The 17,107-nt window shown below is 67.7% G+C and carries 13 protein-coding genes; 7 read left to right on the forward strand and 6 right to left on the reverse strand.

Features of this window, described 5'->3' with window-relative positions:
- Window positions 1-38: 38 nt before the first annotated feature.
- Window positions 39-2,390 carry a putative bifunctional diguanylate cyclase/phosphodiesterase gene (locus tag B146_RS0119105; RefSeq protein WP_019998084.1) on the forward strand — a complete coding sequence of 784 codons (2,352 nt, stop codon included), beginning with the start codon at window positions 39-41 and terminating at the stop codon, window positions 2,388-2,390.
- 4 nt (window positions 2,391-2,394) lie between these two features.
- Here B146_RS0119105 and B146_RS0119110 read toward each other — a convergent pair whose 3' ends face one another.
- Together B146_RS0119110 and B146_RS0119115 are read right to left on the reverse strand one after the other, a co-directional pair.
- Window positions 2,395-4,176: an acyl-CoA thioesterase gene (locus B146_RS0119110; protein WP_019998085.1), complete on the reverse strand. Its 1,782-nt coding sequence runs from the start codon at window positions 4,174-4,176 to the stop codon at window positions 2,395-2,397.
- Between the two features lie 297 nt (window positions 4,177-4,473).
- Complete coding sequence (locus B146_RS0119115) at window positions 4,474-4,893, reverse strand: MerR family transcriptional regulator (protein ID WP_019998086.1); 420 nt, start codon at window positions 4,891-4,893, stop codon at window positions 4,474-4,476.
- Between the two features lie 239 nt (window positions 4,894-5,132).
- Here B146_RS0119115 and B146_RS26700 point away from each other — a divergent pair, with 239 nt between their 5' ends.
- On the forward strand, window positions 5,133-5,897 hold the full coding sequence (locus B146_RS26700) for a L,D-transpeptidase (protein ID WP_019998087.1): 765 nt from the start codon (window positions 5,133-5,135) through the stop codon (window positions 5,895-5,897).
- A gap of 236 nt (window positions 5,898-6,133) precedes the next feature.
- On the opposite strand, the gene B146_RS0119125 is transcribed toward B146_RS26700, so the two are convergent.
- The 3 genes from B146_RS0119125 to B146_RS0119135 form a co-directional block, all read right to left on the reverse strand.
- Window positions 6,134-6,802 (reverse strand): ceramidase domain-containing protein, encoded by a 669-nt coding sequence (locus B146_RS0119125; RefSeq protein ID WP_019998088.1) that lies wholly within the window; start codon window positions 6,800-6,802, stop codon window positions 6,134-6,136.
- A gap of 230 nt (window positions 6,803-7,032) precedes the next feature.
- On the reverse strand, window positions 7,033-7,482 hold the full coding sequence (locus tag B146_RS0119130) for a YqaA family protein (protein ID WP_019998089.1): 450 nt from the start codon (window positions 7,480-7,482) through the stop codon (window positions 7,033-7,035).
- Window positions 7,483-7,609: 127 nt separating this feature from the next.
- Window positions 7,610-9,793 carry a malate synthase G gene (locus B146_RS0119135; RefSeq protein WP_019998090.1) on the reverse strand — a complete coding sequence of 728 codons (2,184 nt, stop codon included), beginning with the start codon at window positions 9,791-9,793 and terminating at the stop codon, window positions 7,610-7,612.
- A gap of 190 nt (window positions 9,794-9,983) precedes the next feature.
- On the opposite strand from B146_RS0119135, the gene B146_RS0119140 reads away from it, so the two are divergent.
- The 3 genes from B146_RS0119140 (at window position 9,984) to B146_RS0119150 (ending at window position 13,230) form a co-directional block, all read left to right on the forward strand.
- Window positions 9,984-11,591, forward strand: a complete 1,608-nt coding sequence (locus B146_RS0119140) for a bifunctional metallophosphatase/5'-nucleotidase (protein ID WP_019998091.1) — start codon at window positions 9,984-9,986, stop codon at window positions 11,589-11,591.
- A gap of 152 nt (window positions 11,592-11,743) precedes the next feature.
- Window positions 11,744-12,757, forward strand: coding sequence for an SPFH domain-containing protein (locus B146_RS26705; protein ID WP_019998092.1), 1,014 nt, complete (start codon window positions 11,744-11,746; stop codon window positions 12,755-12,757).
- Window positions 12,758-12,762: 5 nt separating this feature from the next.
- On the forward strand, window positions 12,763-13,230 hold the full coding sequence (locus B146_RS0119150) for an NfeD family protein (RefSeq protein ID WP_051091602.1): 468 nt from the start codon (window positions 12,763-12,765) through the stop codon (window positions 13,228-13,230).
- On the opposite strand, the gene B146_RS0119155 is transcribed toward B146_RS0119150, so the two are convergent.
- The gene (locus B146_RS0119155) at window positions 13,227-14,459 is read right to left on the reverse strand and encodes an ROK family transcriptional regulator (RefSeq protein ID WP_026358759.1); all 1,233 of its coding nucleotides are present in this window, start codon (window positions 14,457-14,459) and stop codon (window positions 13,227-13,229) included. The two genes, B146_RS0119150 and B146_RS0119155, sit on opposite strands and share 4 nt — an antisense overlap.
- Before the next feature lie 323 nt (window positions 14,460-14,782).
- On the opposite strand from B146_RS0119155, the gene B146_RS0119160 reads away from it, so the two are divergent.
- Both B146_RS0119160 and B146_RS0119165 read left to right on the forward strand, forming a co-directional pair.
- Entirely contained in the window at window positions 14,783-15,808 is a 1,026-nt protein-coding gene (locus tag B146_RS0119160) for a sugar ABC transporter substrate-binding protein (RefSeq protein WP_040408799.1), read from the forward strand.
- A gap of 221 nt (window positions 15,809-16,029) precedes the next feature.
- A complete protein-coding gene (locus B146_RS0119165) occupies window positions 16,030-17,106 on the forward strand; it encodes an ABC transporter permease (protein ID WP_019998096.1) in 1,077 nt (358 codons plus the stop codon).
- Window position 17,107: the final 1 nt, after the last annotated feature.

Raw genomic sequence — 17,107 nt, forward strand, 5'->3', positions numbered from 1 at the left:
AGGGTGCGGAGCGGGCGGCGATGACACGGGCCGGTTTGATGGGGGCCTTTCGACGGCTCACGGCGTTCCTGATCGACTACGATCCGCATGAGCCGCGCCTCGAAGGCCCGCTGCCCGACCGGGTCCTGACCGAGCGCGTCGATGTCGCGCTGCGCCTCACCCCCCTCACCGCGATCACCGCCTTTCTCGTCGTCCAGGTCATCATCGCCCTGTTCTGGGACGGCCCCTACATTCCCTATCTCGTGGCGCTCCAGATCGGCAGCGTGACCCTGACGGTCTGCACGCTGGAGGGCTGCTGGCGCTGGCGCTCGCGCCCCATGCCGCAGCAGATCGGCCCGCGCTTCCGGGCGATGATGACCGGGCTGCCGCTGCTGGCCGGCCTGCTTCTCGGCTCGATCCCGCTCATGCTCTTCGTCGACAGCGACATGCAGGGGCGTCTGGTGATCGCCTCGACCTGCGCCGGCCTGATCGCGACGGGCATGTGCCTCGCCACCATGCCGACGGCTTCGCTCGCCTATGTCGGCCCGATCACGCTCGGCTCCTTCGTGGCGCTCGCCATGACGGGCGAGCTCCTCAACATCTACGTGGCGCTGCTTCTGGCCTTCTACGCCCTGTTCATCTTCACCGCGATGTTCCACCTGCGCCGCCTCGTGACGCGGCGCGTCCTCACGCAGATCGAGCTTGCCCGCCAGCAGGAGCTGACCAACCTCCTCCTCAACGATTTCGAGGCCCATGCCAGCGACTGGCTCTGGGAAACCGACGCCGAGCTGCGCCTCCAGCATGTCTCGCCGCGGCTGGCGGAGGTCGTGGAACTGCCCGAAAGCGTCCTCCACGGCCTGCGCTTCGACCGGCTCGTCGGCACGGCCGACGCGCTCGCCCGCGCCAATGCGCAGGACGAGGGCCTGCGCCTTCTCCTCTCGGCCATGGACGCGCGGCGCGAATTCCACGGGCTTCAGATCCGCCTGTCGATCTCGGGCGAGCATCGCTGGTGGAGCCTCAGCGGCAAGCCGATCCGCGATTGCGAGGGCATCTTCACCGGCTATCGCGGCGTCGGCTCCGACATCACCGTGCAGAAACAGTCGCAGGAACGCCTGTCGCATCTCGCCACCCACGATCCGCTGACCGATCTGCCCAACCGGATGCTGTTCCAGACCCGGCTCGACGATCTCGTGGCGCGCGGCGAGGCGACGCGCTTCGCGGTCATGTGCCTCGATCTCGACGAGTTCAAGAGCGCCAACGACGCCTTCGGCCATGCGGTGGGCGACGCGCTCCTTAAAGAAGTGGCGCGGCGTCTCAGGGGCTTCCAGAGCCCGATCACCTTCGTCGCCCGGCTGGCCGGCGACGAGTTCATGGTGCTCCATGAGAGCGACGACCGGGCGGCGCTCGCCCGGCTGGCGGAGCGGCTGGTGGCGGCGGTGGGCCGGCCCTGCCGCATCGGCGACATCCAGCTCGGCGTCGGCGTCAGCATCGGCATCGCGGTCGCCAGCGGAGACGGCGAAAGCGATCTCGTGCGCCGGGCGGATCTGGCGCTCTACCGCACCAAGAACGAGGGCCGGAACGGCTTTCGCTTCTACGAGGCGGAGATGGACGCCCAGCTCGAGAAGCAGCGCGCGCTCGCCTCGGACCTGCGCGGCGCGCTGGATCGCGGCGAGTTCCATCTCGCCTACCAGCCCCAGGTGGACGCCTGCACCGGCGCGATCTGCGGCTTCGAGGCGCTTTTGCGCTGGAACCACCCGCAGCGCGGCAGCGTCGCCCCGTCCGACTTCATTCCGATCGCCGAGGAAACCGGCGTCATCCTGCCGCTTGGGCGCTGGGCGCTGCGCGAAGCCTGCCGCGCCGCCCATGCCTGGCCGGACGCGATCGGCATCGCCGTCAATCTCTCGCCCATCCAGCTGCGCCATTCGGACGTCGCGAGCCTCGTGGAAGACGCGCTCCTTTCCTCGGGCCTGCGCCCGGAGCGGCTGGAGCTGGAGATCACCGAGTCCGTGCTTCTCGACGCCAGCGCCAACGTCAATTCGTCGATCGCCAAGCTGCGCGAGCTGCATGTGCGACTGGCGCTGGACGATTTCGGCACGGGCTATTCGAGCCTGGCCTATCTGCGCCGGATCGCCTTCGACAAGCTCAAGATCGATCGCGGCTTCATCACCGATCTGCCGGGCGAGGACGCGAGCCTGCCCATCGTGCGCTCCATCGTCTCGCTCGCCAAGGCGCTCGGCATGACCGTGATCGCCGAGGGCGTGGAGCGCGAGGACCAGCGCGCCTGCCTCGTGGAACTCGGCTGCGACGAGTGCCAGGGCTTCCTGTTCGGCCGCGCCATGTCGGCCGAAGCCGCGACCGCCCTCGTCGTTCCCGAAAGCGAGCGCGCGGCCTCGCTCATGCAGGCGTCCTGACCCGTCAGGCGATCGCGTCCGACAGGCTCGGCTTCGTCTCCTCGATCCGCTTGCCGATCGAGGAGCCCTTCGGCCAATAGGGCAGGAAGCCCCGGATGATGCTGCCGGGAATATCGAGCGGCTGATAGGTCTTGGTGTCCACGAACATCAGCGACTGCGAGCCCCGCCCGAGCAGGCCATGGTTCTCGCTGTGGATCTCGTGCTCCAGCGTCACGAACTTTCGGTTGTGCGAGGCGATGCGGATGCGCACCACGATCGGCTCGAACTCCTGCGCCTCGCGCCGGAAATCGTGCTGGAAGGAGCGCGTCAGGACGTAGAAGGACGTGTTGGCGAGATCGAAGTCGGGCATGCAGAGATTGAAGAACAGCTCGCGCGCCTTGCCGACCCATCGCATGTAATTGGCGAAATACACGTTTCCGACCGAGTTCGTGTCGTCATAGGTCGGCACCATGCGCATGGCGAACCAGTCGCCATCGAACCCGTGGGCGGCGGAGAGTTCGGCGACGCGCGTCACGGGCTGGGCTGGAGAAAGGGCCACCGGCGCGGAGGCCGGCGCCGCGCCGTCGCCGAGGTCCGGCGTCCTGGCCGGCGCCTTGGTCGGCTCGCCGGGGTCGCGGACCACCATCGGCAGCGCGCCGACGAGACCGACGAGCGCCGACAGGGCCAGAAGGCTCGGCGCCGGGCCGGCATAGCCGAGCACGAAGAGAAGCAGCGCGGCAAGCCCGATGAGATAGCACAGGACCGGATCGTAGCGGCCCTTGCGCCCGAGAACCCGCGCCACGAGGCAGGCGGCCGGCCCTGTGAACAGGGTCGCGAAGGGCGCCATCAGATAGATCATCGGCAGTCCGGCCTGAACCGCCAGCGCGGCGAGCCCGGCGGCGAGCGCCAACACCCAGAGCGGCGAGGCGACCAAAGCGGCCGGAACGATGGCGAGAAGCGCGCTCTTGCTGTTCGCCGTCACCGTCGTCAGCAGCCAGCGCAGCGCGCTGTAGCTGCCGTCGGCCGTGGAAAGAAGCGCGATCGTCGCCCAGACCACGAAGGCCGCGGACGCCGCCTGCGCGCCGCCTGTCCCCAGAACCTGTGCCACCGCGCCCTGCTCGCCCAACGAGCCATCGGCAAAGAAAAGCGCGGGCGCGGCGCCGGCGGAGATGGCGAGCCAGCCGTTGAGAAGGAGAAGCCCGAGGAACAGCGCCGAGCCGAGCGCGTAGCTCAGCCGCGCGGAGCCCCCGGCCCGGCGGATTTCCACGACGCGCTGCCATTGCTGGAGATCGGTCCAGGGGCCGAGCAGGAACCCGACGAGCGAGGGCAGGACGAGGCCGAGGAAGCGGGGGCTGAGACCCTCCGTCGGCGCCGGCAACGGGGCCACCGCCGCGCCCAGCGTGACCAGTGCATAGACGGCGGCGCCGAGGCCGATCGGCAGGTAGGCCATATGAAGAAGACGCAGGGCGCGCAGCGAGAAGGCCTGTCCGGTCGCGCAGGCGACGAAGAGTGTCAGTGCCGCCAGAAGCGCCATGCCCGCCAGACCGCCGACCGGCGCGAGATAGGCGACGAAGGCATGAAGGCTGATCCCGACGGCCGCGATCTGCGCCAGAAGGAACAAGCCGGTGAACGGCCCTTGAAGCCGCGCGAAGAGCTGCGCGGGGTCGCGCCCCGGCCGCCCGAGCACCCAGCCGAACAGGAAGAGGCCGAGCATGTTGGGCAGCGCGAACGCCAGAAGCCCGCTCCATCCATAGGCGCGCGCCACATGGAGCGAATAAAAGAAGCCGAGACCCCAGAGCCAGGACAACGCAACCGTGGGAACCCAACCCAGGGATACCCGAATCACGGAAAATGGCATGAGGGCTGCGCCTTGGACGTGTAAATTTTTAACGAAGCTTCCCGGTCTTTCAGCGCGCGTCAACGCCTATTCACCCGCTGATCAAAAAAAATCTCACCCAGTTGGGGAGGGAACTTCCCGTTGCGTGGCGATCAACTCTGAAGCGATTCAATCCGCGTCGAGAAGGTCGTGCGCAGCACCCGCCGCGCGACACGCGGGGAGGTTGAAAAAAGTCGGGCGATCGACGGTCGAGGGACGGAGCGCCGTTCAGGCGCCGGCGATGCGTTGCGCCACGCGGGCGCGCTCGCCGCTGATCTCGTCGAGAATCGGGCAGTCGGGGCCGCGCCCCTTTTCGCAGTCCTGCGTCAGCGAGGCGAGCGAACGCTTGAGCGTCTGGAGTTCCTCGATCTTGCGGTCGATCTCCAGAAGGCGCCGGCTGGCAAGGCGGCGCACTTCGTCGCGCTGGCTCCCCTCGCCCGCATAGAGGGAGAGGAGCTTGCGCGCCTCGTCGATCGAGAAGCCGAGCGAGCGCGAGCGCTGGAGAAAGCGCAGGACATGCACGTCACGCTCGGCATAATCGCGATAGCCGTTGGCCGCCCGCGCGGGTCGGACGAGACCCACATCCTCGTAGTAGCGAATGGTCTTCGCCGGCAGGCCGGACCGTCGCGAGGCCTCCCCGATATTCATCGCAACCCCCGGAGTGTCACCCTGTCTCCACAGGACAGGGACGGAAATGTCGCGGCCTTGTGGATCGTCAACTGTGCTCGCACCGCAACAATACAATCTTAACCACACAGGGGTCTAATCTTCACATTGCCAGGGATGGGTCGGAGCGGTACGGAAAAGCAACCCCAACGGGATCGCTTGTCCGCGGACTTGGGCCGATTGCCTGGCCGACCGACCCCGCAGCCTGCACCGGACGTTTCATGAAGACCCGCTCGAATCCGCTTCTCTTCGGCGTTTGCCTCGCCGCCATGGCTGCTCTCAGCGCGTGCACCACCACGCAGAAGCAGGCCTCGATCGTGCAGACCGCGCCGATGGCGCAGGCCTATGTCGCGCCCGCCGAGGAGATCAAGTCGGGCGGCCCGCTCGGTCCGGTTGAACTCACCGCCTATGAAGCGTTCGAGGATGGCGGCTTCAAGCTGCCCAAGATCCCCGTCAACAAGATCGACCCCCAGTTCCTGCGCCAGCGCGTCGTCTACAATGGCGAAGGCTTCGAGCCGGGCACGGTCGTGGTCGACACGAACAACCACTTCCTCTACGTGATCGAGCCGCGCGGCACGGCGATGCGCTATGGCATCGGCGTCGGCAAGGCGGGTTTCGCCTGGTCGGGCGAAGCGCAGATCAAGGACAAGCAGCACTGGCCGAAGTGGTTTCCGCCGGTCGAGATGATCGCCCGTCGCCCCGAGCTCAAGCCCTATGGCAACGAGGTCGGCATGAACCCGGGCCTGCAGAACCCGCTCGGCGCCCGCGCCCTCTACCTCTACCAGGGCAAGAAGGACACGCTGTTCCGCCTCCATGGCACGCCGGAATGGTGGTCGATCGGCAAGTCCGTGTCCTCGGGCTGCATCCGCCTGATGAACCAGGACGTCGTCGATCTCTATGACCGCGTTCCGATGAACGCTCGCGTGATCGTGCTCCAGGGCAAGGAAACGCTGCAGGATCATCGCCGCAGCGCGCCGCAGAGCTAACCAACCTTTTCAGAGCGGGGGACCGCTCCGGCCGGGCGCTTCGGGGGAGGCGCCCGGCCTTTTTTGTTTGTGCGCGAGCAGTGTCGATCGGGGTGGCACGGGCGTCGGGGCGTCGAACCCAGGTCCGGAGGCGAGAATCGGCCTCGCGTCCGCTGGAAAGGTTCCGGCCTTTCCATCTCGCCTTGTCCGGGCGCGAAAGCCGATCTGGCTTTCGCCGGAAAGGCTCTCGGGCCCGATCAGGCCGACGCGCGCGCGCCTTTCGTCTCGCCTTCGATCAGCGCGACGCGCAGGCAGAGCGCGAGGGTCACGGCGTTCAGCCCATGCCAGAGGAAATGCGTTCCGAGCGGCCAGGAGGGGCAGAGCGGATCGTCCGCCATGCGCAAGGCGAGCGAGAGCGTGAACACCGTGCCCGCGCCCCAGAGCCCCCGCCCTGCCGCGCGCTTGCCGCTACCCGCGAGCCAGAGCCCGGTGACGTAGAGCGCCAGAAGCGCCGGCAGATAGGCTTCCGAGGAGCCGAGGAGAGGCGTGGTGAGGGGCGAGACGAACTGGCCGAAAAGCACGAAGGCGACAAGGCCGAGAAGCGTCAGGAGCCAGGACAGGCCGACGAGGCGCCGGAGCACCAGCGCTAGGAAGCCGAAGATGAAGAGCGCGATCGGCAGGACGTCCGCCAGCGCCGACCAGCGGTTGGCGAGGGTGTGGAACAGGAACGAGCCGATCCCGATCACGGCGACGAGCGCGATCAGGGCGAGAAGAAACGGGTCGCGCCGCTCCGTCCGCCGCCAGCGTCCGAAGGCCCAGACGGCGGCGAGAAGGAAAGCGGCGTTGCTCAGCGCATTGACAGGCTCGGCCCAGAAACCGGCGTCCAGCCGCTCGCAATAGGCGTCGATCGGGGTGGTCCAGTCCATCTCGTCTCCTTGGGATCAGACGGCAAGCTCGCTGCCGGGACGAATCCGCCGGTCTGAGGTTGGCCGTGCGAGGCTCCTTCGCTCGCAGCGACCCAAGCGCAGCGGATGCGAGGTCGGCAAGCCCCAAAACCTTCGGGCCGTCCCGGCAAATGGGTGAGCTGCCGGGCAGGCCTCGAGCCGAGCGACGAACGGATCCGGCCGGGCGATCCGGCAAGGTCCCGTCGGGCCCCTTAGCTCGCGCCCCACAGGCCCAGCGTCGCGGCGGCCACGGCCACGTAGCGCGCGCCCTTGCCGAGGCCGACGAGCGGCACGAACCAGACGAGCCGGACATGGAGAAGGCCCGCGATCACGGTGAGCGCGTCGCCGACGACGGGAAGCCAGGCAAACAGAAGCGAGGGCAGTCCGAAGCGCTTGAACCAGCGCTCGGCGCGGGCGAGCTGCGCGCCCTTGGCGGGAAACCAGCTTCGGTCGCGGTAATGCGCAAGACCCCGGCCGCAGCCCCAGTTGAACACCGCGCCGAGCGTGTTGCCGAGCGTCGCGGCGGCGACCAGGGCGACGGCACTCCCCTGCCCGCTCGCCAGGAGCCCGATCAGCACCGCTTCGGACGACGCCGGAAACAGCGTCGCGGCCAGAAAGCCGCTGGAGAAGACCGCCAGATAGGGCCAAAGCTCTGAAATCATCTGGTGCCCTGCCGGCCCGCCGAACGCAAATTCGCCGCCGGCTCGGGACCGGCGGCGGGAAGAGAGAACCCGCACCGGGCGGCGGGCGGAACCGAGCCGGGCGCCAGCAACGGCACCCGGCGCGGCGTCAGGCGGCGCGCCGGCTGGCGGCCTTCTTCTCCAAGCGGCGGCGATGCAGGACCGGCTCGGTGTAGCCGTTCGGCTGCTCGCGGCCCTTCAGAACCAGATCGAGCGCGGCCTGGAAGGCGATCGAGCCCTCGAAATCCGCCGCCATCGGCTCGTAGGCCGCATCGCCCGCGTTCTGCTGATCGACGACCGCCGCCATGCGCTGCATGGTCTCGACGACCTGCGCCTCGCTGACGACGCCGTGCAGCAGCCAGTTGGCGATGTGCTGCGAGGAGATGCGGCAGGTTGCGCGATCCTCCATCAGGCCGACATCGTTGATATCGGGCACCTTGGAGCAGCCGACGCCCTGGTCCACCCAGCGCACGACATAGCCGAGAATCCCTTGCGCATTGTTGTCGAGCTCGGCCTGCACGTCCTCCGGCGTCCAGTTCGGGCGCACGGCGACGGGAATGGTCAGGATGTCGGTCAGCTGCGTGCGCGGATGGCCTTCCAGCTTGCCCTGCACCTCGGCGACGTCCACCTCGTGATAGTGCGTCGCATGCAGCGTCGCGGCGGTCGGCGAAGGCACCCAGGCCGTGTTGGCGCCGGCCTTGGGATGGCCGATCTTCTGCTCCAGCATGGCCGCCATCTTGTCGGGCATGGCCCACATGCCCTTGCCGATCTGGGCGTGGCCCTTCAGGCCGCAGGCAAGGCCGGTGTCGACATTGCGGTCCTCGTAGGCCTTGATCCAGGTGGAGGCCTTCATGTCCCCCTTGCGGATCATGGGACCGAGTTCCATCGACGTGTGCATCTCGTCGCCGGTGCGGTCGAGGAAGCCAGTGTTGATGAAGACGACGCGCTTGCGGGCGCGGCGGATGCATTCCTTGAGGTTCACCGTGGTGCGGCGTTCCTCGTCCATGATGCCCATCTTGACCGTGTTGGGCTGAAGACCCAGCGCGGCCTCGACGCGGGCGAAGATCTCGTCCGCGAACTCGACCTCGTCCGGCCCGTGCATCTTGGGCTTCACGATATAGACCGAGCCCGCGCGCGAGTTGCGCGGGCCGCTGGTCTTCTGGAGATCGTGAAGCGCGATCGTGACCGTGAAGAGCGCGTCGAGCAGACCTTCCGGCGCCTCGGAGCCATCGGGCAGGAGCACCGCGGGATTGGTCATGAGATGCCCGACATTGCGCACGAGCATCAGCGAGCGGCCGGGCAGCGTCAGCGTCGAGCCGTCCGGCGCGGTGTAGTCCCGGTCCCCTTCCAGACGACGCGTGACGGTTTCGCCGCCCTTCTGGAACGTCTCCTGAAGGTCGCCCTTCATGAGGCCGAGCCAGTTGCGATAGACGGCGGCCTTGTCCTCGGCGTCCACGGCCGCGACGGAATCCTCGCAATCCTGGATCGTCGTGACCGCGCTCTCCAGGATCACGTCGGAAATGCCGGCATGATCGGTCTTGCCGATCGGCGAGGTCCGGTCGATGACGATTTCGAGATGAAGGCCGTTGTTGCGAAGGAGGAGCGAGCTCGGCGCGGCGACATCGCCCTTCGTGCCGGCGAACTGCTGCGGCTCGGCCAGCGGCACGAGGCGCGCGTCGCCGAGGCGCGCGCAAAGCCGGCCGTTCTCGATCTCGAAGCTCTTGGCATCGCGCCAGGACGCGCCGTTCAGCGGCACGGCGCGGTCGAGGAAGTCGCGTGCCCAGGCGACGACCTTGGCGCCGCGCTTGGCATTGTAGCCGCGCCCCCGCTCCGCGCCGTCTTCTTCGGAAATCGCATCCGTGCCGTAGAGCGCGTCATAGAGCGAGCCCCAGCGCGCGTTCGCCGCGTTCAGGGCGAAGCGGGCATTGAGCACGGGCACGACGAGCTGCGGCCCGGCGATCGCGGCGATCTCGGGATCGACATTCGCCGTCTCGACGCAAAACGCCTCGCCTTCCGGCACGATATAATTGATCTCGCGCAGGAAGCGTTCGGCCTCCGCGCCGTCCACCGCCTGGCCCCGATGCGCGCGGCACCAGGCGTCGATCTCGGCCTGCAGCGCATCGCGGCGGGCGAGAAGCTCGCGGTTGCGCGGTGTCAGGTCGGTCAGAAGATCGGCCAGGGCCTGCCAGAAGCGCTCGGGCTCGATCCCCGTGCCGGGCAGGGCTTCGGTCTCGGCGAAATCCTTGAGGACGGGCGAAACCTTCAGGCCATGAAGCTCGACATAATCGCTCATACGGCGCTCCCCTCGCATGCATCGTCGAAAAAGACGGGTCGGCAAGCTGTGTCGGCCATGCGAGGGGCCGCTGTCAAACGGACTTTATCAACCCATGGCAGGGATCAGGCTTCCCAAACCGGCCCCCGGTCGGGAAACATGCAAACCGGCGCGCTCCCACGCCGCTTCGATCCATGAGGAAGGCTTGCCCATGAAATCGTCCCTCTTCGGCCTTGCCGCGATTCTCCTCGCCGGCACCGCCCTGCCCGCCGGGGCATTCGACCTGACGATCCTCCATATCAACGACTTCCACAGCCGCGTGGAGCCGATCAACAAGTATGACGGCCCCTGCTCGGCGAAGGAGGCGGCCGAGAAGAGCTGCTTCGGCGGCATCGCGCGCATCGCCTCCGCCGTCGAGGCCGAGCGCAAGGCGGCCGGCAGCCGTCCCGTTCTCCTGCTCGACGCGGGCGACCAGAGCCAGGGCTCGCTCTTCTACACCTATTACAAGACCAAGGACTCGGCCGAGTTCATGAACCGCATCGGCTTCGAGGCCATGGCGGTCGGCAATCACGAGTTCGACGACGGCGTGCCGGTGGCACAGAGCTTCGCGGGCGCGGCGAAGTTCCCGATGCTGATGGCCAATGCCGACCTGTCGCGCGAGCCCGAACTCGCCAAGCTGATCAAGCCCTCCACGATCATCGAGAAGGACGGAGAGAAGATCGGCATTATCGGTCTCACCCCGCAGGACAATCAGGAGCTGACGGCGGCCGGCAAGTCGATCAATTTCACCGATCCGGTGGAAGCGGCCAAGCGCGAGGCGGAGAAGCTGACGAAGGAGGGCGTCAACAAGATCATCCTTCTCAGCCATTCCGGCTACGAGGTGGACAAGCGCCTTGCGGCCGAGGTGCCCGATATCGACGTGATCGTCGGCGGCCATTCGCACACGCTTCTTTCCTCCACCGACCCGAAGGCCGCCGGCCCCTATCCGACGCTCGTGAAGGGGCCGGACGGGCGCGAGGTGCCGATCGTTCAGGCCTATGCCTATTCGAAATATCTCGGCAAGCTCGACGTTTCGTTCGACGACGAGGGCCATGTCACCAAGGCGGAAGGCGCGCCGATCCTGCTCGACGTGTCGGTGCCGGAGGACGAGAGCTATGTGAAGCGCGTCACTGAGCTCGCCGAGCCGCTGGCGGAAATCCGCAACAAGGTGGTCGCCCAGACGGCCGAGCCGATCGACGGCGCGCGCGAGGTGTGCCGCAAGGCCGAATGCGCCATGGGCAATCTCGTGTCCGACGCGATCCTCGACCGCACCAAGGACCAGGGCGTGACGATCGCCATGGGCAATGGCGGCAATGTGCGCGCCTCGATCGACGCGGGCGACGTGACCATGGGCGAAATCCTGACCGTCCTGCCCTTCCAGAACACGCTCGCGACCTTCCAGCTGACCGGGGCGGACATCAAGGCGGCGCTCGAAAACGGCGTGTCCCAGGTGGAAGAAGGCGCCGGCCGCTTCCCTCAGGTGGCGGGCCTCCAGTTCGACTGGTCGCGCAAGGGCCAGCCGGGCGTCGATCGCGTCAAGGCGGTGCGCGTGAAGAATGCTGCCGGCGAATGGGTGCCGATCGACCCGGCGGCGACCTATACGGTCGTCTCCAACAACTTCCTGCGCCAGGGCGGCGACGGCTACAAGGTCTTCGCCGAGAAGGGCCAGAACGCCTACGATTTCGGCCCCAACATGGAAGACGCCGTGGTCGCCTATCTCCAGGCGAAAGGCACGGCCTACAAGCCTTACACGGACGGGCGCATCCGCGAAGTCGAGTAGGCGCGAAGCGTCTTCGGGCGCGACAGGACGAGGTCCCGCGCCGGCGCTCGAGCGCTGCCGGCGCGGGACCTTCCCTCTCCGTCGGCAGGAAAACCGCTCGACCCGGCGGCGCGAGAAGCTAATCTTGCCCCAGTTGATGACGAGGAGACGAGATGGACGGATTGGCGGATTTCGGGATCGGGCCCGGCAGCATTCTGGTCGTGGTGGTCGTCGTGGCGGTGCTCGTCATCCTCGCCTCGACGGTGAAGATCGTGCCGCAGGGCTACAATTACACGGTCGAGAATTTCGGCCGCTACGTGCGCACGCTGACGCCCGGCCTCAACCTCATCATGCCCTTCATCGAGCGCATCGGGCACAAGATGAACATGATGGAGCAGGTGCTCGACGTTCCGACACAGGAGGTCATCACCCGCGACAACGCCTCCGTCGCCGCCGACGGCGTCGCCTTCTACCAGATTCTCGACGCGTCCTCGGCGGCCTACGAGGTGTCGAACCTGCAATACGCCATCCTCAATCTCGTCATGACCAATCTGCGCTCGGTCATGGGCTCGATGGATCTCGACGATCTCCTGTCCAACCGCGACACGATCTCCGAGCGCATCCTGCGCGTCGTCGATCAGGCCGCCCATGGCTGGGGCATCAAGATCACCCGGATCGAGATCAAGGACATCAACCCGCCCAAGAACCTCGTGGATTCCATGGCGCGGCAGATGATGGCCGAGCGCGAGAAGCGCGCCGAAATCCTGGAAGCCGAGGGCGCGCGCAACGCCAAGATCCTGCGCGCGGAAGGCGAGAAGCAGGCGCAGATCCTGGAAGCCGAGGGCAAGCGCGAGGCCGCCTATCGCGAGGCCGAGGCGCGCGAGCGCCTGGCCGAGGCCGAAGCCAAGGCGACGCGCATGGTGTCGGAAGCCATCGCGGCGGGCGACGTGCAGGCGATCAACTATTTCGTGGCGCAGCGCTACACCGAGGCGCTCGCCAAGATCGCCTCCGCGCCCAACCAGCGCGTGGTGATGATGCCGCTCGAAGCCTCCTCGCTGATCGGGGCGATCGGCGGCATCGCGGAACTGGCCCGCGCGAGCTTTCCCGACGCGCCCTCCCCCACAGCCGCACCGCCCGCCGGCGCGCGGCGCCCGCCCAATGTCATGCAGCCCCGCACGCAGGGGTGAGCGCCGTGGATGGATTCGTCTGGAGCTATGGCTGGCTTCTCGCGGGATTCGCCCTGCTTCTCGGCGAATTGTTCCTGCCGGGCGTTTATCTCCTGTTTCCCGCCATCGGCGCGCTCGTGATCGGGCTCAACGCGCTCTGGCTTGCCGATTTCAGCTGGCAGAGCCAATGGATCGGCTTCGCCCTAGTGACGGCGGTCGCCGCCCTTCTCGGCCATCGCGTCTACGGACGCCGCGCCAAGCCGGCGGGCGACACGCCGCTGAACGAGCGCACGGCGCGGCTCGTCGGGCGGCGGGCCGTGGTCAGCGAGGATATCCGCAACGGGCGCGGGCGCGTCGCGGTGGAGGACGGCTGGTGGAGCGCCGAGGGACCGGACCTTGCCGCCGGCACCCCGGTCGTGATCGAGGCGGCGGACGGCTCGGTGCTGCGCGTGCGCGCCGCGGAGACGCCGCCCTCCGCTAGAGGCGGCGCCTAGCGCTCGGCCAGGAGCACCCGGTGGTCGAGCAGGAACTTGGCGAAGAAGGGCAGGCTCGCCGAGCCGACCTCGCGCGCCGAGCGGCCGATCGAGCCTTCCGTCACCGCCACCGGCAGGAGCCCCTGGAAGTCGAACGCGGCGAGCGCCCGGCGCGTCGCCTCCACGAGACGGGCGCGAACGGCGGGCGGAAAACTCCCGTCGATCACCGCGCGCTCGAAATCGTAGAGCGACACCGAGGAAGCGATGGCATAGGCGAGGCCTTCGGCCGCGACCTCGATCCAGTCGTCCAGGAGAGGCCCGAGATCGGACCAGTCCGCATCGCGCCGCCAGAGCTCGACGGCCGAGCGGCCGGAGGCTTCCACCATGCGCTCCAGAACGTGGATCGAGGCGACATGGATGAGCTGGCGCCGATCGCCGAGACGCGTCGGCACGGGCATGGAGCCGAGCGCGCCGGCATTGCCGAGCCGACCGGGAATGAGCGCGCCGTCCATCACGATGCCCCCGCCGACGAAGGCGCCGACGAAGAAATACACGAAATTGGCCGAGACATCGGTGCCGAAGGCCTGTTCCGCTCCGCAGGCGGCGGTGACGTCGTTGGCGATGAACACCGCCTCGCCCGTCGCCTGTTCCAGCTCGGCGCCGAAATCGACGCTGCGCCAGTCCTCCATCTCGCCGGGCGGCGCGCCGTTCGCCTCGCCCCAGGACCAGATCTCGAAGGGCATGCCGACGCCGAGGCCCACGATGCGGCGGCGATGGGCCGGCGACAGCGACTGGCGAAGGGCGACGCTCGCCTCCTCCACGAAGCGCATGACCTCGGCCCGGCGCGGGAAGCGGTAGAGAATGGCGCGGCTTTCGCGCACGCGCCCGACGAAATCCATCAGCACCATTTCGCTGGTGCGCCGGCCGAACTTCAGGCCGAGCGCGAAGGCGCCGTCCGGGTTGAGCCGCATGGGAACGGAGGGCTGGCCGACCCGGCCGCGCCGGGGCTCGCCCGCCAGCACCAGACCGTCCGCTTCCAGCGAGCGCATGATCACGGAGGCCGTCTGCGGCGACAGGCGCGACAGGCGCGCGATCTCGGATTTCGCCAGTTCGCCATGGCGGCGGATCAGGGAAAGGACGGCGCGCTCGTTATGGGCGCGCAGGCCCGCCTGGTTCGAGCCGCGAAGAAACTCGTCGCGTTCGGCCGAGGCGCCGGCCGGCGACCCCTTTTCGGTCGGGTCCTTCTCCATCGAACCCTTCTCGATCGAACCCCTGTCGATCGAACTCTTGTCGGCCTGCCCTCCGTCGGCAGATCCTTTGCCCGCGACCGAAGCCGCCGCCTCCATACCCAATGGTCGACCCTCCCGTCGACGCCCGCTGCTTACACTTGCGGTTCGTGACGCGAGCATGGGGGAGACGTTACCGAACTGTCAATAAATAAATCCGTGTGAGTTATTGATTGACACGCCCCGGCGGATCGTGTCCTATCGGACCATACGATCCCGGCGAGGAGGCTGGGTCGGGCCGAGCCACCCGAGCGGGGCCGGTCGTACTGGGAGGATATCTCGTGAATCTGCGTCATCTCTTCGCGTCCGCAGCCGTGGGCGCCGTCGGCCTTCTCGCGCTGTCCGGCTCGGCCTTCGCCCAGAGCCCGACGACGGTCTGCCTGATCACCAAGACCGACACGAACCCCTTCTTCGTGAAGATGAAGGAAGGCGCCGAGGCCAAGGCCAAGGAACTCGGCATCAATCTCCAGTCCTATGCCGGCCGCGTCGACGGCGATTCCGACAGCCAGGTCCAGGCGATCGAAAGCTGCATCGCGGGCGGTGCCAAGGGCATTCTCATCACCGCGTCCGACACCAAGGGCATCGTGCCGGCGGTGAAGAAGGCGCGCGACGCGGGCCTCATCGTGATCGCGCTCGACACGCCGCTGGAGCCGCTCAACGCCGCCGACGCGACGTTTGCCACCGACAATTACGAGGCGGGCGTCCTGATCGGCCAGTGGGCCAAGGCCAAGATGGGGGCCGAGGCCGACAACGCCAAGATCGCCTTCCTCGACCTCACCCCGCAGCAGCCCTCCGTCGCCGTTCTGCGCGACCAGGGCTTCATGGAAGGGTTCGGCATCGACGTGAAGGACAAGGCGATCGTCGGCGACGAAAGCGACAAGCGCATCGTCGGCCATGACGTGACCAACGGCAACGAGGAAGGCGGCCGTCAGGCCATGGAGAACCTTCTCCAGAAGGACCCCTCGATCAATCTCGTCTACACGATCAACGAGCCCGCCGCCGCCGGCGCCTACGAAGCGCTGAAGAGCCTCGGCGTCGCCGACAAGGTGACGATCGTCTCGGTGGACGGCGGCTGCCCGGGCATCGCCAACGTCAAGGCCGGCGTCATCGGCGCGACCTCCATGCAGTACCCGCTGAAAATGGCGGCGATGGGCGTCGAGGCCGTCAAGACCTTCGTGGACTCGGGCAAGAAGCCGGAAGCCTCGGCCGGTCTCGACATCACCAACACGGGCGTCGATCTCGTCACCGACAAGCCGGTGGACGGCGTGAAGTCCATGGACTCGGCCGCCGCCGCCAAGGCCTGCTGGGGCTGAGCCCCTCGCGGGGGATCTCTCTCCCCCGCGCCCTCCCTCTCAAGGGCACACCGCTTTTTCCAAGGGACGTCTCGTCCCTTGCGACCCTCTTCCTTCGAAAGCGCGCTCCGGCCAGGCCGGGGCGCTCGAGGCCCCGTTCGATCCGGGTGCCGTCCTGACGGAAAGCGGGAACCGGGGCGCGCGCCCCGCCAAGACGACCTCACCCCTTCAGGAGGCTCCGCATGAGCGAGACGACCACCCCCAAGGGCAGCGAATTCGAGTCGCAGCTGAACAAGAGCGACACGCGCGTCGCCGAGTTCACCGGCACGAAGCGCACGCCCCTTCAGCATCTCCAGCATTTCCTGCACGGCAACCCGACCATGGTGCCGGTGATCGTGCTTCTGGCCGGCATCGGCATTTTCGGCTCGCTGATCGGCGGGCGCTTCTTCAACGCCTTCACCATGACGCTGATCCTTCAGCAGGTGGCGATCGTGGGCATCGTCGGCGTCGCGCAGACGCTGATCATCCTGACCGCCGGCATCGACCTGTCGGTCGGCGCGATCATGGTCCTGTCCTCGGTCATCATGGGCAATCTCGCCGTGGTGAACGGCGTCCCCGCCCCGCTCGCGCTCCTCATCGGCTTTGCGGTCGGCACGCTCTGCGGCGCGATCAACGGCGTTCTCGTCGCCAAGGTGCGATTGCCGCCCTTCATCGTGACGCTCGGCATGTGGTTCGTGTTCGAGGCGGTGAACTTCATCTACACGCAGAACGCCACGATCCGCGCGCAGGACGTGGAAGCGGCCGCTCCGCTTCTCCAGTTCCTCGGCAACACGTTCCAGATCGGCGGCGCGGTCTTCACCTATGCGGTGGTCTCCGTCCTCCTGCTCGTCGCGCTCTTCTACTACATCCTCAACAACACGGCCTGGGGCCGGCATGTCTACGCCATCGGCGACGACGAGGACGCGGCGCGCCTGTCGGGCATCCGCTCCAACAAGGTCCTCATCTCCGTCTACGCGGTGTCGGGCCTCATCTGCGCCTTTGCCGGCTGGGCCCTGATCGGGCGCATCGGCTCGGTCTCGCCGACCTCGGGCTATGAAGCCAACATCCAGGCCATCACGGCGGTGGTCATCGGCGGCACCTCGCTCTTCGGGGGTCGCGGCTCGGTGATCGGGACCCTCGTCGGCGCGCTCATCGTCGGCGTCTTCGCCATGGGCCTGCGCATCTACGGCACCGACCCGCAATGGACCCGCCTCACCGTGGGCGCCCTCATCATCGCGGCCGTCGCGGCCGACCAGTGGATCCGGAAGGTATCGGCCTGAC

The sequence above is a fragment of the Aureimonas ureilytica DSM 18598 = NBRC 106430 genome (assembly GCF_000382705.1).
Lineage (GTDB): Bacteria > Pseudomonadota > Alphaproteobacteria > Rhizobiales > Rhizobiaceae > Aureimonas > Aureimonas ureilytica.